Origin of the sequence: Stenotrophomonas sp. PE591 (genome assembly GCF_018320795.1) — a bacterium.
In the GTDB taxonomy this organism is placed as follows: domain Bacteria; phylum Pseudomonadota; class Gammaproteobacteria; order Xanthomonadales; family Xanthomonadaceae; genus Stenotrophomonas; species Stenotrophomonas maltophilia.
Window position 1 is genome coordinate 153,280 of sequence record NZ_JAAOKO010000007.1, and the last position, 15,824, is coordinate 169,103.

Consider the following 15,824-nt stretch of genomic DNA (forward strand, 5'->3'; position numbering starts at 1 on the left):
AAGGTCATGCTGCCTTCCCGCACGGGCTTGGTTAGGATGGGGGACGACCGCTCCGCGTCCATCGCGGGGGCGGACCTGCCGTTTGCCGGGATCTTCCATGCGCCACCTGTTCGCTTCGCTCGCCCTCATGCTCGCCACCAGTACCGCCGCCCACGCTGAAAAGCTGACCCTGGAAGCCATCACCGGCCCGTTGCCGTTGTCCGGCCCGACCCTGATGAAGCCGAAGGTGGCGCCCGACGGTTCGCAGGTCAGCTTCCTGCGCGGCAAGGACAGCGACCGCAACCAGCTGGACCTGTGGACCTACGACATCGACAGTGGCCAGACCCGGTTGCTGGTTGATTCCAAGGTGGTGCTGCCCGGCACCGAGACCCTCAGCGACGAGGAGAAGGCCCGCCGCGAGCGCCAGCGCATCGCCGCGATGACCGGCATCGTCGATTACCAGTGGTCGCCGGACGCGCAGCGCCTGCTGTTCCCGCTGGGCGGCGAGCTGTACCTGTACGACCTCAAGCAGCAGGGCCAGGCGGCGGTGCGCCAGCTGACCCATGGTGAAGGCTTCGCCACCGACGCCAAGCTGTCGCCCAAGGGCGGCTTCGTCAGCTTCATCCGCGGCCGCAACCTGTGGGTGATCGACCTGGCCAGCGGCAGGCAGCAGCAGCTGACCCGCGACGGCAGCACCACCATCGGCAACGGCGTTGCCGAGTTCGTCGCCGACGAAGAAATGGATCGCCACACCGGTTACTGGTGGGCGCCGGACGATTCGGCGATTGCCTTTGCCCGCATCGACGAATCCCCGGTACCGGTGCAGAAGCGCTACGAGGTCTATGCCGACCGCACCGACGTGATCGAGCAGCGTTATCCGGCCGCCGGCGATGCCAACGTGCGCGTGCAGCTGGGCGTGATCGCACCGGCCGCCGATGCGCAGCCGCGCTGGGTCGACCTCGGCAAGGAACAGGACATCTACCTGGCCCGCGTGGACTGGCGCGATGCGCAGCACCTGAGCTTCCAGCGCCAGTCGCGTGACCAGAAGCAGCTGGACCTGGTGGAAGTGGCACTCGACTCCAACCGCCAGCGCGTGCTCGCCCACGAGACCAGCCCGACCTGGGTGCCGCTGCACAACAGCCTGCGTTTCCTCGACGATGGCAGCGTGCTGTGGTCGTCCGAACGCACCGGCTTCCAGCACCTGTACCGCATCGACAGCAAGGGCAAGGCCACCGCGCTGACCCACGGCAACTGGCCAGTGGACGAGCTGCTGGCGGTCGATGAAAAGGCTGGCAAGGCCTACTTCCGCGCCGGCATCGAGACCTCGCGCGAAAGCCAGATCTACGCGGTGTCGCTGCAGGGCGGTGAGCCGCAGCGCCTGTCGAAGGCGCCGGGCATGCACAGCGCCAGCTTCGCCCGCAACGCCAGCGTCTACGTGGACAGCTGGTCCAACAGCACCACGCCGCCGCAGATCGAACTGTTCCGCGCCAATGGCGAGAAGATCGCCACCCTGCTCGAGAACGACCTGGCTGATCCCAAGCATCCGTATGCGCGCTACCGCGATGCGCAGCGCCCGGTTGAGTTCGGCACGTTGATGGCTGCCGACGGCAAGACCCCGCTGAACTACAGCCTGATCAAGCCGGCCGGCTTCGATCCGTCCAAGCGCTACCCGGTGGCCGTGTACGTCTATGGTGGCCCGGCCAGCCAGACCGTCACCGACAGCTGGCCCGGCCGTGGCGACCACCTGTTCAACCAGTACCTGGCCCAGCAGGGCTACGTGGTGTTCTCGCTGGACAACCGTGGCACCCCGCGCCGTGGCCGCGACTTCGGTGGTGCGCTGTATGGCAAGCAGGGCACGGTGGAAGTGACCGACCAGCTGCGCGGCGTGGCCTGGCTGAAGCAGCAGCCATGGGTGGACCCGGCGCGCATCGGCGTGCAGGGCTGGTCCAACGGCGGCTACATGACCCTGATGCTGCTGGCCAAGGCTTCGAACCAGTACGCCTGTGGCGTGGCCGGTGCGCCGGTGACCGACTGGGGCCTGTACGACAGCCATTACACCGAACGCTACATGGACCTGCCGGCGCGCAATGAAGCGGGTTACCGCGAAGCGCGCGTGCTGACCCATATCGATGGCCTGCGCTCGCCGCTGCTGCTGATCCACGGCATGGCTGACGACAACGTGTTGTTCACCAATTCGACCAGCCTGATGAGCGCGTTGCAGAAGCGTGCACAGCCGTTCGAGCTGATGACCTACCCGGGTGCCAAGCATGGCCTGTCCGGCGCCGATGCCCTGCATCGCTACCGCGTGGCCGAAGCCTTCCTGGGACGTTGCCTCAAGCCCTGATCCAGCAACGGGAAGGAGCCCGCCGATGACCCTGCCACCGCCGATTCCTGCCCATGACCCGGCATCCGCCGGTTGGTGGTGCCGCCACTGGCGCTGGGCGATGCCGTTGATGGTGGTGCTGGTGCTGGGCGGTGCAGGGGGTGTGGTGACCTGGAGCGTGCTGCGCTGGAGCGAGGCGGCACGCGAGAGCCCGCCGATGCGCGAGGCGCTGCGGCGCGCGGGCTGCAGTATTGAACTGGTCGAAGCGTTCGGTGAGCCGTTGAACATCGAGTCGATGCCGCTGGGCAGCATGCAGACTGCGATCAACGGCCAGCGTGATGTCGGCCTGACCGTAGCCCTGGAAGGACCGCATGCGCACGGGCGGTTGTTCGTGCAGGGTACCCGTCGCGATGACGTGTGGGACTACCCGGTGATGTACGTGTTGGGCGAGGACAAGCAGACCTTCGACCTGACGGCGCTGGATGACGACGAGGCCGCGCAGGAGTGCGAGCTGAAGGCCTGCCGTGATCGCGGCGAATGCCCGCTGACCGCCGCGCTGTGACCTCCGGGAGCAGGCGACTGCGGGACGTCGACTGGATAGAGTCGACCGGGTAGGGTCGACCGGGTAGAGTCGACTGTCAGTCGACTGCTCTTCGATCAGACAGCGAAAACCCCCGCGCTGCGCGCGACAGTCGACTCTACCCCCGCCAGCTTTCCGCGGAGCCCGGCTGCACAACCAGCCCGCCATGACTTCCCGCCGATTGTCGCCATCGCCGTGAGCGCGTAGGGTGCGGGCAACCCTTTGCTGGAGTGTCCCATGAAGCCGATTGCGCTCGCCGTTGCCCTGGCCCTGACTGCCGCACCGCTGCTGTCCGCACCACCGGCGCTGGCGGCACCCTCCGCCAAGGCCGCCACCCCGGCAAGCCCGGCCTGGGTCGCCCGCAGCAATGCGCTGGCGCAGATTCTGCTGGACGCCCAGGGCCCGTTCCAGCCGGAGGAAACCGGCTTCTTCGGCGTGCCCGGCTACGACGACAAGGTGGCCGATCTCGGCCCGGACAACGGCAAGCGCTACCGCGCTGCTATGACCAAGGCACGCGACGAACTGAAGGCAAAGCTGGCCGTCGAGAAGGATCCCAATGTCCGCCAGGACCTGGAAATCATGATCCACGCCGCCAGCCAGAACATCGAAGGCAGCGAGCTCAACGAGAAGTACCTGCTGCCGTGGAGCGATGCGCCGCAGACCGTGTTCAGCGGCCTCAACCTGCTGCTGTCCGACCAGGTGCCGGTCGAGCGCCGGGCCAAGGCGGTCGACCGCCTCAATGCCTATGCCGGCCTGCAGCCGGGCGGCACCGCCTTCACCACGCTGGCGCGCCAGCGCTACGAGGAACGGCTGAAGGACAGCAGCCTGTTGCAGCCAACCAGGATCGAAGTGCAGCAGTCGCTGGACAACGTCGAGACCTACATCACCGGTATCGAGTCGCTGCTGAAGAAGTACCAGATTGCCGGCGCCGATGAAGCAATGAAGGCGCTGGCCGGGCAGATGAAGGACTACGCCGCCTGGACCCGCAAGGAGGTACTGCCGAAGGCACGTGCCGACGCACGCCTGCCGGCGCCGTTGTACGCCTACCAGCTCAAGCAGGTCGGCATCGACATCGATCCGAAGCTGCTGATGCAGCGCGCGCAGCTGGAGTTCATGGAAACCCGCTCGGCGATGCAGCAGCTGGCACCGCTGGTGGTGAAGGACAAGGGGCTGAAGGTCGCCGACCCGAGCGATCCGGTGGCGGTGATCCGTGCGCTGAAGGCCGACAAGATCGCCGACGATCATCTGGAAGGCCACTACCGCAAGGTGATCGATGCGATCGATCCGCTGATCCGCGAGCACGCCATCGTCGACGTGCCCAAGCGCGCCATGCAGATGCGCCTGGGCTCGGCCGCCGAGAGTGCGGCCAGCCCGGCTCCGCACTTCCTGCCGGCCCCGCTGGTCAACAACACCGGGCAGCAGGGCACCTTCGTGCTGCCGCTGGGCAACCCGGCAGCGGGCCCGGGCGCGCAGTACGACGACTTCAACTTCGGTGCGGCAGCATGGACGCTGAGCGCGCATGAAGGCCGCCCCGGCCACGAGCTGCAGTTCACCGCGATGGTCGAGCGTGGTGTGTCGCTGGCACGCACCATGTTCGCGTTCAATTCGGTGAACGTGGAAGGCTGGGCGCTGTACGCCGAAGCCGAGATGGTGCCGTACGAGCCGTTGGACGGGCAGATGATCGCCCTGCAGTTCCGCCTGCTGCGCGCCGCGCGCGCGATGCTCGACCCGATGCTCAACCTCGGCCTGACCGACCGTGCCAACGGCGAGCGCGTGCTGATGGAGCAGGTCGGCCTGTCCAAGGCGATGGCCACCCAGGAACTGGACCGCTACATGGTGCGGATGCCGGGCCAGGCAGGTAGCTACTTCTACGGCTACACCCGCATCCTGGAACTGCGCATGCAGACGGAACTGGCGCTGGGTGCGAACTTCGACCGCCTGGCGTTCAACAACTTCCTGCTCGACCAGGGCCTGCTGCCGCCGGACCAGTTGGCCGACGCGGTGAACAAGGTGTTCGTACCGAAGCACAAGCGCTGAACACCCTCCGGTAGTGCCGGCCGCTGGCCGGCAACCGGTGTTGGTAGATGCCGACCTTGGTCGGCGCTGTGGGTTCGTGCCAACCAAGGTTGGCACCCACCAGAGCGATGTGTTGGCTGTTGCAGGGATGTGCCGGCCAGCGGCCGGCACTACCCGCGGTGACGCTGCTGCGTCACCGCTGCGGGGTAATCACCTGTGTCGGCAACCGCGCCGGCGGTGCCGGATTCGGCACCCAGATCGCGACGCCCGCGGCGCGCTTCTGCGTGGTCGGAATCCCGATGCCGACGCCGCCACCGACGTGCGAGCCGAACGTGCCCGCGCCCACCGACATGCCTACCGGCGACCCGCTGCTGCCCACGCCCATCAGCACCACGCCGTTGGCGCCCAGCGCTGCGGCTTCACGCTTCAGGCGGGCCACGGCGGCGTCGGTCTGGCCCTGGGTGCCGAAGCCAACGGCGGAAGACGATTCCAGCTGGGCGATTTCCTGGGAGCCGGCCGGTGGCGTCGAATAGATCTGCACCAGCGCCGGATCGATCGGTGCGCGCGCGCGGCCCAGCATCACCTTGGAGGTGCTGGCACAGCCGGCGGCGACCAGCAGCGTGGCCGCCAACGCGGCCCAACGGATGTTCATGGCACTTCCCCTGCAGGACTGGTTGCGATGATCGGCGGGCCACTCTGAATCGGCGCCAACACCCGGGCCGGGGCACGCACGACAGCACGCTAGCACGGGCCGGGTGACAGCCCCGCCAATGGCAGTAGGCGGCGGCAACGGGAACGATTATGGTGGGGCCAGGAACCAACTGCGGGAGAGCGGCATGGGTGTGATCAGTCTGTTGTGGGGCGTATTGGCGCTGTTGTGGATGATCCTGGCGTTGATTCCGCTGCTGGGCTGGGGCAACTGGTTCCTGATCCCGTTCGCCGCGGTCGGTGCGGTCATCGCCGCGCTGGGCATCCTGTTCACCCACCCGAGCAAGCGTGGTCGGGCGTGGGCCGGGTTGGTCCTGAACGGTATCGTGGTGGTGGTCGGCATCCTGCGTCTTGGCCTGGGCGGCGGCGTGGTCTGAGCCGGGTCCCGGGTGCGACAGGGCGTCGCAGGCACACGGCCGATGGCCGGGCGGGGGCGTACAATGAATGGCTGCGCGAGCCCCCCGCGTGCCTGTGAATCCGCGCCCCGCGCGGCTGCCCCATGATCATCCGACCCCGTCCCCACGGCTGGCAACTGCTGTACATCCTGCGCGGTTCGATCGTCAAAGCGATCGCGCCGAAGGTGCTGGCCATCCTGATCCTGTCCATCGCCGTGGCTGCGGTGGTCGAACTGGCGCCCCCCACCGGCATCGAACGCGTGTCGGTGACCCCGTTCACCCTGCTTGGCCTGGTGCTGTCGATCTTCCTCAGCTTCCGCAACAGCGCCTGCTACGACCGCTGGTGGGAAGGACGCAAGCTGTGGGGCCAGCTGGTCTACGAATCGCGTTCGCTGGCGCGCCAGGTAAACCTGCTGCTGGCCGACGACGCGGGCCGTCGTCGTCGCGTCGCCTACCTCACCACCGCGTTCGCCCATGCGCTGGCGGCGCGACTGCGTGGTCGCATCGTCGCCCTGGCAGCACTGCCGTGGCTGGACAAGCGCCAGCGCGAACAGCTGGGCCAGCGCGAGAACGTGCCCGATGCACTGCTGGCGATGATCGCGGCCGAACTGGCGCATGCGCTGCGCGCCAGCCAGCTCGAGCCCATCCTCTACACCCAGCTGGAAGAGCGCCTGCACGCGATGTCGTCGATCCAGGCCGGCTGCGAGCGCATCCTCACCACGCCGCTGCCGTTCGCCTACACCCTGCTGCTGCACCGCTGCGCGTGGATGTTCTGCGTGCTGCTGCCGTTCGGCCTGGCCAGTTCGCTGGGCTGGGGCACGCCGGTGCTGTCGGCGGTGCTGGCCTATGCCTTCTTCGGCCTGGACCAGCTGGGCGAAGAAATGGAAGACCCCTTCGGCCTTGAGCCGAACGATCTGCCGCTGGACGCGCTGGTGCGCACGATCGAGATCGACCAGCTCGATGCGCTCGGCGAACGCCCGTTGCCCGAACCCCTGCTGCCGCAGGGCTACCTGTTGCAATAGCCACTCCTCGGAGCCTGCCATGTCCCACCCGCTGTACCGCCCGCGCCGCATGCGCCACGACGAGTTCTCGCGCCGCCTGATGCGCGAGAACACGCTGACCACCGACGACCTGATCTACCCGGTGTTCGTGCACGAACTGGCCGGCCGCACCGCAGTGCCGTCGATGCCGGGCGTGGAGCGGCTGTCGATCGAAGAACTGCTGAAGGTGGCCGAAGAGGCGCTGGAGCTGGGCATTCCGGTAATCGACCTGTTCCCGGTGATCGACCCGTCGCTGAAATCGCTGGATGCATCGGCGGCGTGGGCCGAGGACGGCCTGGCGCAACGCGCGATCCGCGCGCTGAAGTCGCGCTTCCCGGAACTGGGGGTGATGACCGACGTGGCGCTGGACCCGTACACCACCCACGGCCAGGACGGCATCATCGATGACAAGGGCTATGTGCTGAACGACATCACCGTCGAAGCGCTGGTCAAGCAGTCGGTATCGCATGCCGAAGCCGGCGTCGACATCGTTTCGCCGTCGGACATGATGGATGGCCGCATCGGCGCGATCCGCCGTGCGCTGGATGCCGACAACCACGTCAACGTGCGCATCATGGCTTACTCGGCCAAGTACGCCTCGGCGTTCTACGGTCCGTTCCGTGATGCGGTGGGCAGCGCGGCCAGCCTCGGCAAGGCCGACAAGAAGACCTACCAGATGGACCCGGCCAACGGCGACGAGGCCCTGCGCGAGATCGCGCTGGACCTGGAAGAGGGCGCCGACATGGTGATGGTCAAGCCGGGCATGCCGTACCTGGACCTGGTGCGCCGGGTGAAGGAAAAATTCGGCGTGCCGACCTTCGCCTATCAGGTCAGTGGCGAGTACGCGATGATGAAGGCCGCCTTCGCCAACGGCTGGCTGGACGAGCGCGCCTGCGTGCTGGAGTCGCTGCTGGGCTTCAAGCGGGCCGGTGCCGATGGCGTGCTGACCTATTTCGCGCCGCAGGTGGCGCGATGGCTGCGCGAGCGCTGACAATAGCGCCACGATAGACGGAGGACTGCGCGATGGGACCCGAACTGGGATGGATGCAATGGCTGATCTGGGGCACCGGCACGCTGGTGTTCGGCGCCATCATCGTCGGTGTCTTCATCGCCGCGTGGCGCGCGGGCAAGCGCCCACCGGAGCAGCTCTCCGCCGCCCGCCACGTGGCCCGTGAGCAGGCCCTGCCGGACAGCGTGCAGGCCGAGCTGGCCGCGCTGAACCAGCGCAAGGACAATGGCCAGCTGAGCGAGATGGAGTACGAGCAGTTGCGCGCCAAGGTGTTGTCGCGCTGACCCTGCCGCCTCCACATGGGTGGGTGCCAACCTTGGTTGGCACTTTCCTGCATGCCAACCAAGGTTGGCATCTACCAAACGGCTATCCACGCGCGGCGTGGATCTACCGCATGCACCCGGCCACCGCCGCCACCTTCGGCACCGCCAACCGGTACACGTCCGCGCCACCGGCACGCGGTGCCCTGGCCGCGCTGCTGGCCACCATCATTTCGCCTGGCTTGGCGTTGTCGATCACCGGCGCGCCGGTCCAGCCGCCGGTCTGGTTGAACGACAGTCCCAACGGTTGCAGGGCCGCGCCACTCCACGCGCAGCCGCTGCTCCACACCTGTGCGGTCGTGCCGTTGCCGCGGCTGAACACCACCGCGCCATCGTTGCCCAGCCAGTCGCCGTCGGTCTCGTCATCGGCGCTGTTCAACGCTGTCAATGCGGTGGCAGGGCCGCGCATGCCCTGCGCATCCAGCGTCGCCACGAACAGGTTCCAGCCGGCGCCACGGCCCTGTTGGCGGGCAAACAGCAGCCGCGTGCCGTCCGCGCTCAGGGCCGGCCCGCGCTCTTCTTGGCGTCCACCGTCGCCGGCCATGGGGTGCGCCTTGCCCAGCCGGCCATCGGCTTCCACCGCAGCCCGGTACAGCGCCAGCGCGCCTTCGCGGCCGGCGGCGAACAACAGCCAGCGGCCGTCGCGGCTGAAGTACGGATCGCGGGCCTCGCCGGCCACGCCCACCGGCAGGGCCTGCGCCTGCTGCCAGCGGCCATCGGCCACGCGCGCCTCCCACAGGCCCCAGCCGGCTTCGCCGCGGCGGGCGAAGACGATGCGCTGGCCATCGGCGCTGATCGTGGCGCGGCCCTCGTCGGCACGGGTCGAGACCACGCCCATGCCTTCGATGCCGTACTCGTTCAACGCCATCGCCACGGGGGCAGAGAGTAGACTGGCGGCAAGCACCAGCAGGGGCGGGGTGATGCGCATCATCCGGGTCCGTGCACGAAAGAGCATCAGTCTAGCCAGCTTGAGGATTCCATGACCGACCGTTACGCCGTCTTCGGACACCCCGTTGCCCACTCGAAGTCGCCGCAGATCCACGCGACGTTCGGTCGCCAGGAAGGCATCGCGGTGGATTACCGCGCGATCGACCTGGCCCCGGAGGCGTTCCTGGCCGGCCTGGAGGCCTTCGCCGCCGACGGCGGTGTCGGCGCCAACGTCACCTCGCCGCACAAGGAGGCCGCGTTCTCGGTGTGCACCACCCTGACCGCACGCGCGCGCCGCGCCGGTTCGGTCAACACGCTGCTGCGCAAGGGCGACCGCTGGCATGGCGACACCACCGACGGCATCGGCCTGGTGCGTGACCTGACCGACCGCCATGGCCTGGACCTGCGTGGCCGCCGCATGTTGCTGATCGGTGCCGGTGGCTCCGCGCGCAGCGTCGCCCCGGCGCTGCTTGATGCCGGCATCACCGAGCTGGTGGTGGTCAACCGCACGCCGGAACGCGCCGATGAACTGATCGATGCGATGGGTGAGCCGGGTCGCGCGATCAGCCGCTACTGGGAAGACCTGCGTGATCTGGGTGACTTCGAACTGATCGTCAACGCCACCTCGGCCGGCCGCGACCGTGACGTCGAGTTCAAGCTGCCGCTGTCGCTGGTCAACTCGATGACCACCGCCGTCGACCTCAACTACGGCGAGGCCGCCATCGCTTTTCTGGCCTGGGCGCGCGCGGCGAACTGCCGCAATACCGTGGATGGCCTGGGCATGCTGGTCGAGCAGGCCGCTGAGAGTTTCCTGCAGTGGCACGGCGTGCGCCCGCAGACCGACGAGGTCTACCAGTCGCTGCGTGAGGGCTCGGCCGTGCTGGCCGGCGAGGACTGATCGATGGACGGCACAACCCTGCTGGTCACGGTGCTGAGCATGGTCGGCGTGCGCCTGCCGGTGCTGATCGCGCTGTGCGTGGGCCTGGTCTGGGTGGTCGGCGCACCGCGCGACGCCACCCGCACCGGTGCCCTGGTCGGCCTGCTGCTGTTGCTGCTGGCCAGCCTCGGCGGCATGGCGGCGGGCATCCTGCCGATGTGGATGGTCCGCAGCGGTGATTTCAGTGCCGTGTCGAGCTTGAGTGCCATCCTCGGCGTGCTGCATTTCGCGCTGGCGATGGTCGAGGCCATCGGTGTGGTGCTGGTGGTGTGGGCGCTGGTGCGCCTGCTGCGTACCCGTACGCTCCCGGCCGCCTGACCGGTCGCGCCGGGCCATGCCCGGCGTATCTGCCCCTGGGATGGTCCGGCCATTGGACCGGGACCGCCAGCGGGCGTCGTCGCTGGCCCGTTCAGGGTCCCAGCGGCGGTGAATGCGGCCGGCCATGCGACAATGCCCGGCCTGATCCAGCTACGGTAATTCCCGGCGTGACCGAAACCGTCGCCGCTCCGCGCACCCTCGATGACACCTTGAAGGACGCGATCCGCAAGGCGTACACGACGCTGCAGGCCAATACCCCCGGCTTCTCCACCCGTCGCTCGCAGAGCCAGATGATCGGCGTGGTGTCGCGTGCGCTGTCGAAAAGTGGTGGCGTCGGCGTGGTCGAGGCGCCCACCGGCGTCGGCAAGAGCCTGGGCTACCTCACCGCAGGCGTGCCGATCGCATTGGCCAGCAAGAAGAAGCTGGTGATCAGCACCGGCACCGTGGCGCTGCAGTCGCAGCTGGTCGAGCGCGATATCCCGAATTTCCTGAAAGCCACCGGCCTGGAGGCGACCGTGGCGCTGGCCAAGGGCCGTACCCGCTACCTGTGCACGCGCAATGCCGCCGAGGCGCAGGGCGAGGGCTCGCAGGGCGGCATGTTCGAGGATGACGCGCCGCTGTTCGACCGGCCGCTGGCGCCGATCGAAATGGACATCGCCAAGCGCCTGACCGACGCCTTCACCAGCGGCAGCTGGGATGGCGACATCGACAACGCACCGGAGACGATCAGCCCCGGCCTGCGCAGCCGCATCACCACGCCGGCTTCGGGCTGCGCCGGGCGCCGTTGTGCCTATTCGGCGCAGTGTGCGGTGCTGCGTTCGCGCAACACCGTGCGCGATGCGCAGATCGTGGTCACCAACCACGCGCTGCTGCTGTCGGCGCTGTCGATCGGCGACAGCGACAACGGCCAGCCGTTGATCGCACCGCCGTCGGACATGCTGCTGGTGCTGGACGAAGGCCATCACATCGGCAACGTGGCGATCGACCAGGGCGCGGCCAGCCTGGCGCTGGACGAGATGGCCAAACGCACCGGTCGCCTGCAGATCCTGATCGCCGGCGCCTACCGCGCGGTCGACAAGGATCGCCTCGGCAACCTGCTGCCGAACGAAGCGATCGAGGTGGCCAGCAACGTGGCCAAGCAGCTGCGTGCGTTCCGCGATCATATCGAGCGCGTGTGGATGCCGGCGCCGGCGGACGAAGAGCCGATGTGGCGCGCGGCCAACGGGCGACTGCCCGAGGCCTGGCGCGAGCCGATCGAGGCGTTGGCTGACGATACCCGCAGCCTCTACAACTGGGCGCACGCCGCCACCGCGCAGGTGGCCAAGGGCAAGCCGGACGATGCCGCGCGCGAGCGCCTGCAGCGCAACCTGGGCATGGCGCTGGAAATGATCGAGCAGCAGTACAACCTGTGGCAGGCCTGGCGTCGCGAAGACAAGGACGGTGCGCCGCCGATGGCGCGCTGGGTCACCGCCACCCGCGACGGCGACCTGGTGCTGCACGGCTCGCCGGTGTCGGCCGCGCACGTGCTGCGCAAGCTGCTGTGGGATGAAGTGGACTCGGTGGTGATGACCTCGGCGACGCTGACCGGCGGTGGCGACTTCCAGTCGCTGGCGATCGACAACGGCATTCCGGAAGAGGCCGAGATGGTCTCGCTGTCGTCACCGTTCGACCTGCCCAACCAGGCCGAACTGATCGTGCCGAAATTCCCGGTCACTCCGGACGACCGCGAAGGCCATCCGCGCGAAGTGGCGCGCTATCTCGACACCGAACTTGACTGGGCCAAGGGTTCGATGGTGCTGTTCACCTCGCGCTGGAAGATGGAGAAGGTGGCCGGGCTGATGTCGGCCGCGCGCCGCAAGCAGGTGCTGGTGCAGGGCGAGATGTCCAAGACCCGGCTGATCGACGAGCACCTGCGCCGCGTAGCCGCAGGCGAGGGTTCGGTGCTGTTCGGACTGAACTCGTTCGGCGAAGGCCTCGACCTGCCCGGCGAAGCCTGCACCACGGTGGTGATCACCCAGGTGCCATTCGCGGTGCCGACCGATCCGCAGACCGCCACCCTCAGCGAGTGGTTCGAGGGGCGTGGGCTGAATGCCTTCAACCTGATCGCCATTCCGCATGCGTTGCGCACGCTGACCCAGTTCGCAGGCCGCCTGATCCGCACTTCCACCGACACCGGCCGCGTGATCATCCTCGATTCGCGGCTGCTGACCCGCCGCTACGGCAAGCGCATCATCGACGCGCTGCCGCCGTTCAAGCGTGTGATCGGCTGACCGGTAGTGCCGGCCGCTGGCCGGCAAAAAGGGGACGGAGGGAATTAAGTCGTTTATGGCAAAAACGACTTAATTCCCTCCGTCCCCTTTTCCCAGATGCCGGCCAGCGGCCGGCACTACCGTATGGCGGTCAATCGCCCAGAAGCGCGGTGTTGCGTACGGCGCCCTTGTCGGCGCTGGTGGCCAGCAGGGCGTAGGCCTTCAGTGCGCTGGTGACCTTGCGTGGGCGCGGCGCGCGCGGCTTCCAACCACGCGCATCGGCGTCGGCGCGGCGCTGGGCCAGCGTGGTCTCATCCAGCAGCAGGTCGATGCGGCGGGCCGGAATGTCGATGCGGATGCGGTCGCCATCTTCCACCAGGCCGATGACACCGCCGCTGGCGGCTTCCGGCGAGACGTGGCCGATCGACAGGCCCGAGGTGCCGCCGGAGAAGCGGCCATCGGTGAGCAGTGCGCACTGCTTGCCCAGCCCCTTCGATTTCAGGTAGCTGGTCGGGTACAGCATCTCCTGCATGCCGGGGCCGCCCTTCGGGCCTTCATAGCGGATCACCACCACCTCGCCCGGCTGCACTTCGTCGGCGAGGATGCCGGCGACGGCGGCGTCCTGGCTTTCATAGACGCGCGCGGGACCTTCGAACACGTGGATCGATTCGTCCACGCCGGCGGTCTTCACCACGCAGCCATCCACGGCCAGGTTGCCGCGCAGCACGGCCAGCCCGCCTTCCAGCGAATACGCATGCTGCAGCGAGCGGATGCAGCCCTCGGCGCGGTCCACGTCCAGCGTCGGCCAGCGCGTGGCCTGGCTGAAGGCTTCCTGGGTGGGGATGCCGGCCGGGCCAGCCTTGAAGAACGTGTGCAGGGTGTCGTTGTCACTGCGCACCACGTCCCAGCGTTCCAGTGCTTCGGCCAGGCTGGCGCTGTGCACGGTCGGCACCGTGGTTTCGAGCAGGCCGGCGCGGTCCAGCTCACCGAGGATGCCGAACACACCGCCGGCGCGATGCACGTCCTCGATGTGGTACTTCGGCGTATTCGGCGCCACTTTGCACAGCTGCGGTACGCGCCGCGACAGCGCGTCGATGTGGGTCAGGTCGAAGTCGACCTCCGCCTCCTGCGCGGCGGCCAGCAGGTGCAGGATGGTGTTGGTGGAGCCGCCCATGGCGATGTCGAGGGTCATCGCATTGGCAAACGCCGCCTGGGTGGCGATGCCGCGCGGCAGCGCGCTCGGGTCTTCGCCGCCATACCAGCGATGGCAGAGTTCGACGATCAGGCGGCCGGCGCGGCGGAACAGCGCCTCACGGTCGGCGTGGGTGGCCAGCGTGGTGCCGTTGCCCGGCAGCGACAGGCCCAGTGCTTCGGTCAGGCAGTTCATCGAGTTGGCGGTGAACATGCCCGAGCAGGAGCCGCAGGTGGGGCAGGCGCTGCGTTCGAACGCGGCCACCTTCTCGTCGGAAGCGCTGTCATCGGCAGCCACCACCATCGCATCGACCAGGTCCAGCTTGTGCTCGGACAGCTTGGTCTTGCCCGCTTCCATCGGTCCGCCGGAAACGAACACCACCGGGATGTTGAGGCGCAGCGCTGCCATCAGCATGCCGGGGGTGATCTTGTCGCAGTTGCTGATGCACACCAGCGCGTCGGCACAGTGCGCGTTGACCATGTACTCCACGGCGTCGGCGATGATCTCGCGGCTGGGCAGCGAATACAGCATGCCGTCGTGGCCCATCGCGATGCCGTCGTCCACGGCGATGGTGTTGAATTCCTTGGCGACGCCGCCGACCTGCTCGATCTCGCGCGCGACCAGCTGGCCGAGGTCCTTCAGGTGCACGTGGCCGGGCACGAACTGGGTGAAGGAGTTGGCGATGGCGATGATCGGCTTGTGGAAGTCGCCGTCCTTCATGCCGGTGGCACGCCACAGGGCGCGGGCGCCGGCCATGTTGCGGCCGGCGGTGGAGGTGCGGGAACGGTATTCGGGCATGGCTGGCGGAACGGGCGGGCCGTACGACGTGGGGGTCAGCCGATCATGGCCAATTTTTTCGGTTGCTGCTGCAACCACCGGGGAGAGAGCGGCAGGGCTGCGCCCTGCACCCGGGGTAGTGCCGGCCGCTGGCCGGCAACCTCAACAGCAACAGCTGGGCTATCCGTGGGATGGCGGGGTGGGTCCGGCTGCGGGGGACGGCGCAAGTACGTCCATGTAGCCTCGGTCGCGCCATCCATGGCGCTCACGCCCCCGCAACCGGACCCACCCCGCCTTCGACAGTTTCCTGCGATCTGACGGGGTCGGATCCCGTTGCTGCGCGACGGGCTCTGACCCCCGATTCCTGATTGGAGCGACGAAAATGAAAGTCCGTTCATCTTTCGGACTTTGCCGATTCCGGTTGCTGGTCCGGATTTGGCATCATTGGGGCATTGATCCGTCGACAGGGCATGAGGCCATGAAACGTTCCCGCACCACCGCGCTGCTGCTGATGAGCGCCGCGCCGCTGCTGTTCACCGCCTGCCAGAAGGAGCCGGAGGTGAAGGTGCAGGAAGGCCTGTACACCTCGGTCGAGGCCTGCACCGAGGCCACCGGCGATCCGTCGTCGTGCCGCAATGCCTTCGCCGAAGCGCAGAAGCAGGCCGCCGATGCGGCGCCGAAGTACGCCAGCAGGGAAGCCTGCGAGAAGGACTACAAGCCGGAGCAGTGCGTGCAGCAGCACACCTCGGCCGGAACCTCGTTCATCGGCCCGATGATGATGGGCTTCTTCATGTCGCAGATGCTGAGCAACCGCGGAGGCCTGGCACCGCAGGCACCGGCATCGGCGCCGGCCTACCAGGACAAGAATGCGGGTTGGGCGCGCCCGGCACCGGGTGGCACTGGTGGCCTGAACACCGCCAGCGGCATCGGCGCGGGCAAGGCCGGCCTGGCCCCGGTCACCAGCGAACCGAACCGTGCGGTCACTGCCAGCCGTGGTGGCTTCGGCAACACCAGCGCGCGCCGCAGCAGCAGCGGCAGCTACGGCGGCTGATCG

General features: G+C 68.0%; 14 protein-coding genes. 11 read left to right on the top strand and 3 right to left on the bottom strand.

Going from position 1 to position 15,824, the window contains the following annotated elements:
- Window positions 1–97 precede the first annotated feature (97 nt).
- From JLDANKMP_RS16615 to JLDANKMP_RS16625, 3 genes are all read left to right on the top strand, one after another.
- Window positions 98–2,323, top strand: coding sequence for a S9 family peptidase (locus tag JLDANKMP_RS16615; RefSeq protein ID WP_212561667.1), 2,226 nt, complete (start codon window positions 98–100; stop codon window positions 2,321–2,323).
- Window positions 2,324–2,348: 25 nt separating this feature from the next.
- Window positions 2,349–2,864: a cytochrome c oxidase assembly factor Coa1 family protein gene (locus tag JLDANKMP_RS16620; RefSeq protein WP_049403671.1), complete on the top strand. Its 516-nt coding sequence runs from the start codon at window positions 2,349–2,351 to the stop codon at window positions 2,862–2,864.
- Between the two features lie 255 nt (window positions 2,865–3,119).
- Window positions 3,120–4,919 carry a DUF885 domain-containing protein gene (locus tag JLDANKMP_RS16625; RefSeq protein WP_212561668.1) on the top strand — a complete coding sequence of 600 codons (1,800 nt, stop codon included), beginning with the start codon at window positions 3,120–3,122 and terminating at the stop codon, window positions 4,917–4,919.
- Between the two features lie 172 nt (window positions 4,920–5,091).
- Here the strand turns inward: JLDANKMP_RS16625 and JLDANKMP_RS16630 are convergent, their stop codons facing one another.
- Window positions 5,092–5,550, bottom strand: a complete 459-nt coding sequence (locus tag JLDANKMP_RS16630) for a hypothetical protein (RefSeq protein WP_005411549.1) — start codon at window positions 5,548–5,550, stop codon at window positions 5,092–5,094.
- A gap of 184 nt (window positions 5,551–5,734) precedes the next feature.
- Between JLDANKMP_RS16630 and JLDANKMP_RS16635 the strand changes: the two genes are divergently transcribed.
- The 4 genes from JLDANKMP_RS16635 (at window position 5,735) to JLDANKMP_RS16650 (ending at window position 8,334) form a co-directional block, all read left to right on the top strand.
- Entirely contained in the window at window positions 5,735–5,983 is a 249-nt protein-coding gene (locus JLDANKMP_RS16635; protein ID WP_005411548.1) for a hypothetical protein, read from the top strand.
- A 122-nt stretch (window positions 5,984–6,105) separates the two neighbouring features.
- On the top strand, window positions 6,106–7,023 hold the full coding sequence (locus JLDANKMP_RS16640; protein WP_212561669.1) for a bestrophin family protein: 918 nt from the start codon (window positions 6,106–6,108) through the stop codon (window positions 7,021–7,023).
- Between the two features lie 19 nt (window positions 7,024–7,042).
- The gene (hemB, locus tag JLDANKMP_RS16645; RefSeq protein WP_005414824.1) at window positions 7,043–8,032 is read left to right on the top strand and encodes a porphobilinogen synthase; all 990 of its coding nucleotides are present in this window, start codon (window positions 7,043–7,045) and stop codon (window positions 8,030–8,032) included.
- Window positions 8,033–8,064: 32 nt separating this feature from the next.
- Window positions 8,065–8,334 (top strand): hypothetical protein, encoded by a 270-nt coding sequence (locus JLDANKMP_RS16650; RefSeq protein WP_005411545.1) that lies wholly within the window; start codon window positions 8,065–8,067, stop codon window positions 8,332–8,334.
- Window positions 8,335–8,437: 103 nt separating this feature from the next.
- Here the strand turns inward: JLDANKMP_RS16650 and JLDANKMP_RS16655 are convergent, their stop codons facing one another.
- On the bottom strand, window positions 8,438–9,301 hold the full coding sequence (locus tag JLDANKMP_RS16655) for a PD40 domain-containing protein (RefSeq protein ID WP_212561670.1): 864 nt from the start codon (window positions 9,299–9,301) through the stop codon (window positions 8,438–8,440).
- A 48-nt stretch (window positions 9,302–9,349) separates the two neighbouring features.
- Between JLDANKMP_RS16655 and aroE the strand changes: the two genes are divergently transcribed.
- From aroE to dinG, 3 genes are all read left to right on the top strand, one after another.
- Window positions 9,350–10,195, top strand: a complete 846-nt coding sequence (gene aroE / locus JLDANKMP_RS16660) for a shikimate dehydrogenase (protein WP_212561671.1) — start codon at window positions 9,350–9,352, stop codon at window positions 10,193–10,195.
- Window positions 10,196–10,198: 3 nt separating this feature from the next.
- Window positions 10,199–10,552: a hypothetical protein gene (locus JLDANKMP_RS16665; protein WP_005411542.1), complete on the top strand. Its 354-nt coding sequence runs from the start codon at window positions 10,199–10,201 to the stop codon at window positions 10,550–10,552.
- A 167-nt stretch (window positions 10,553–10,719) separates the two neighbouring features.
- Window positions 10,720–12,822: an ATP-dependent DNA helicase DinG gene (dinG, locus tag JLDANKMP_RS16670; RefSeq protein WP_005411541.1), complete on the top strand. Its 2,103-nt coding sequence runs from the start codon at window positions 10,720–10,722 to the stop codon at window positions 12,820–12,822.
- A 130-nt stretch (window positions 12,823–12,952) separates the two neighbouring features.
- Here dinG and ilvD read toward each other — a convergent pair whose 3' ends face one another.
- Window positions 12,953–14,791: a dihydroxy-acid dehydratase gene (gene ilvD / locus JLDANKMP_RS16675; RefSeq protein WP_076739706.1), complete on the bottom strand. Its 1,839-nt coding sequence runs from the start codon at window positions 14,789–14,791 to the stop codon at window positions 12,953–12,955.
- A gap of 457 nt (window positions 14,792–15,248) precedes the next feature.
- On the opposite strand from ilvD, the gene JLDANKMP_RS16680 reads away from it, so the two are divergent.
- Window positions 15,249–15,821, top strand: coding sequence for a DUF1190 domain-containing protein (locus tag JLDANKMP_RS16680; protein ID WP_005411539.1), 573 nt, complete (start codon window positions 15,249–15,251; stop codon window positions 15,819–15,821).
- Window positions 15,822–15,824: the final 3 nt, after the last annotated feature.

Bases quoted from the DNA above. Each gene is read 5' to 3' on its own strand.
- JLDANKMP_RS16665 (WP_005411542.1), top strand. From the start codon at position 10,199: ATGGACGGCACAACCCTGCTGGTCACGGTGCTGAGCATGGTCGGCGTG.
- JLDANKMP_RS16625 (WP_212561668.1), top strand. From the start codon at position 3,120: ATGAAGCCGATTGCGCTCGCCGTTGCCCTGGCCCTGACTGCCGCACCG.
- JLDANKMP_RS16615 (WP_212561667.1), top strand. From the start codon at position 98: ATGCGCCACCTGTTCGCTTCGCTCGCCCTCATGCTCGCCACCAGTACC.
- hemB (WP_005414824.1), top strand. From the start codon at position 7,043: ATGTCCCACCCGCTGTACCGCCCGCGCCGCATGCGCCACGACGAGTTC.
- JLDANKMP_RS16680 (WP_005411539.1), top strand. From the start codon at position 15,249: ATGAAACGTTCCCGCACCACCGCGCTGCTGCTGATGAGCGCCGCGCCG.
- JLDANKMP_RS16630 (WP_005411549.1), bottom strand. From the start codon at position 5,550: ATGAACATCCGTTGGGCCGCGTTGGCGGCCACGCTGCTGGTCGCCGCC.
- JLDANKMP_RS16650 (WP_005411545.1), top strand. From the start codon at position 8,065: ATGGGACCCGAACTGGGATGGATGCAATGGCTGATCTGGGGCACCGGC.
- JLDANKMP_RS16620 (WP_049403671.1), top strand. From the start codon at position 2,349: ATGACCCTGCCACCGCCGATTCCTGCCCATGACCCGGCATCCGCCGGT.
- ilvD (WP_076739706.1), bottom strand. From the start codon at position 14,791: ATGCCCGAATACCGTTCCCGCACCTCCACCGCCGGCCGCAACATGGCC.
- JLDANKMP_RS16635 (WP_005411548.1), top strand. From the start codon at position 5,735: ATGGGTGTGATCAGTCTGTTGTGGGGCGTATTGGCGCTGTTGTGGATG.
- aroE (WP_212561671.1), top strand. From the start codon at position 9,350: ATGACCGACCGTTACGCCGTCTTCGGACACCCCGTTGCCCACTCGAAG.
- JLDANKMP_RS16655 (WP_212561670.1), bottom strand. From the start codon at position 9,301: ATGATGCGCATCACCCCGCCCCTGCTGGTGCTTGCCGCCAGTCTACTC.
- JLDANKMP_RS16640 (WP_212561669.1), top strand. From the start codon at position 6,106: ATGATCATCCGACCCCGTCCCCACGGCTGGCAACTGCTGTACATCCTG.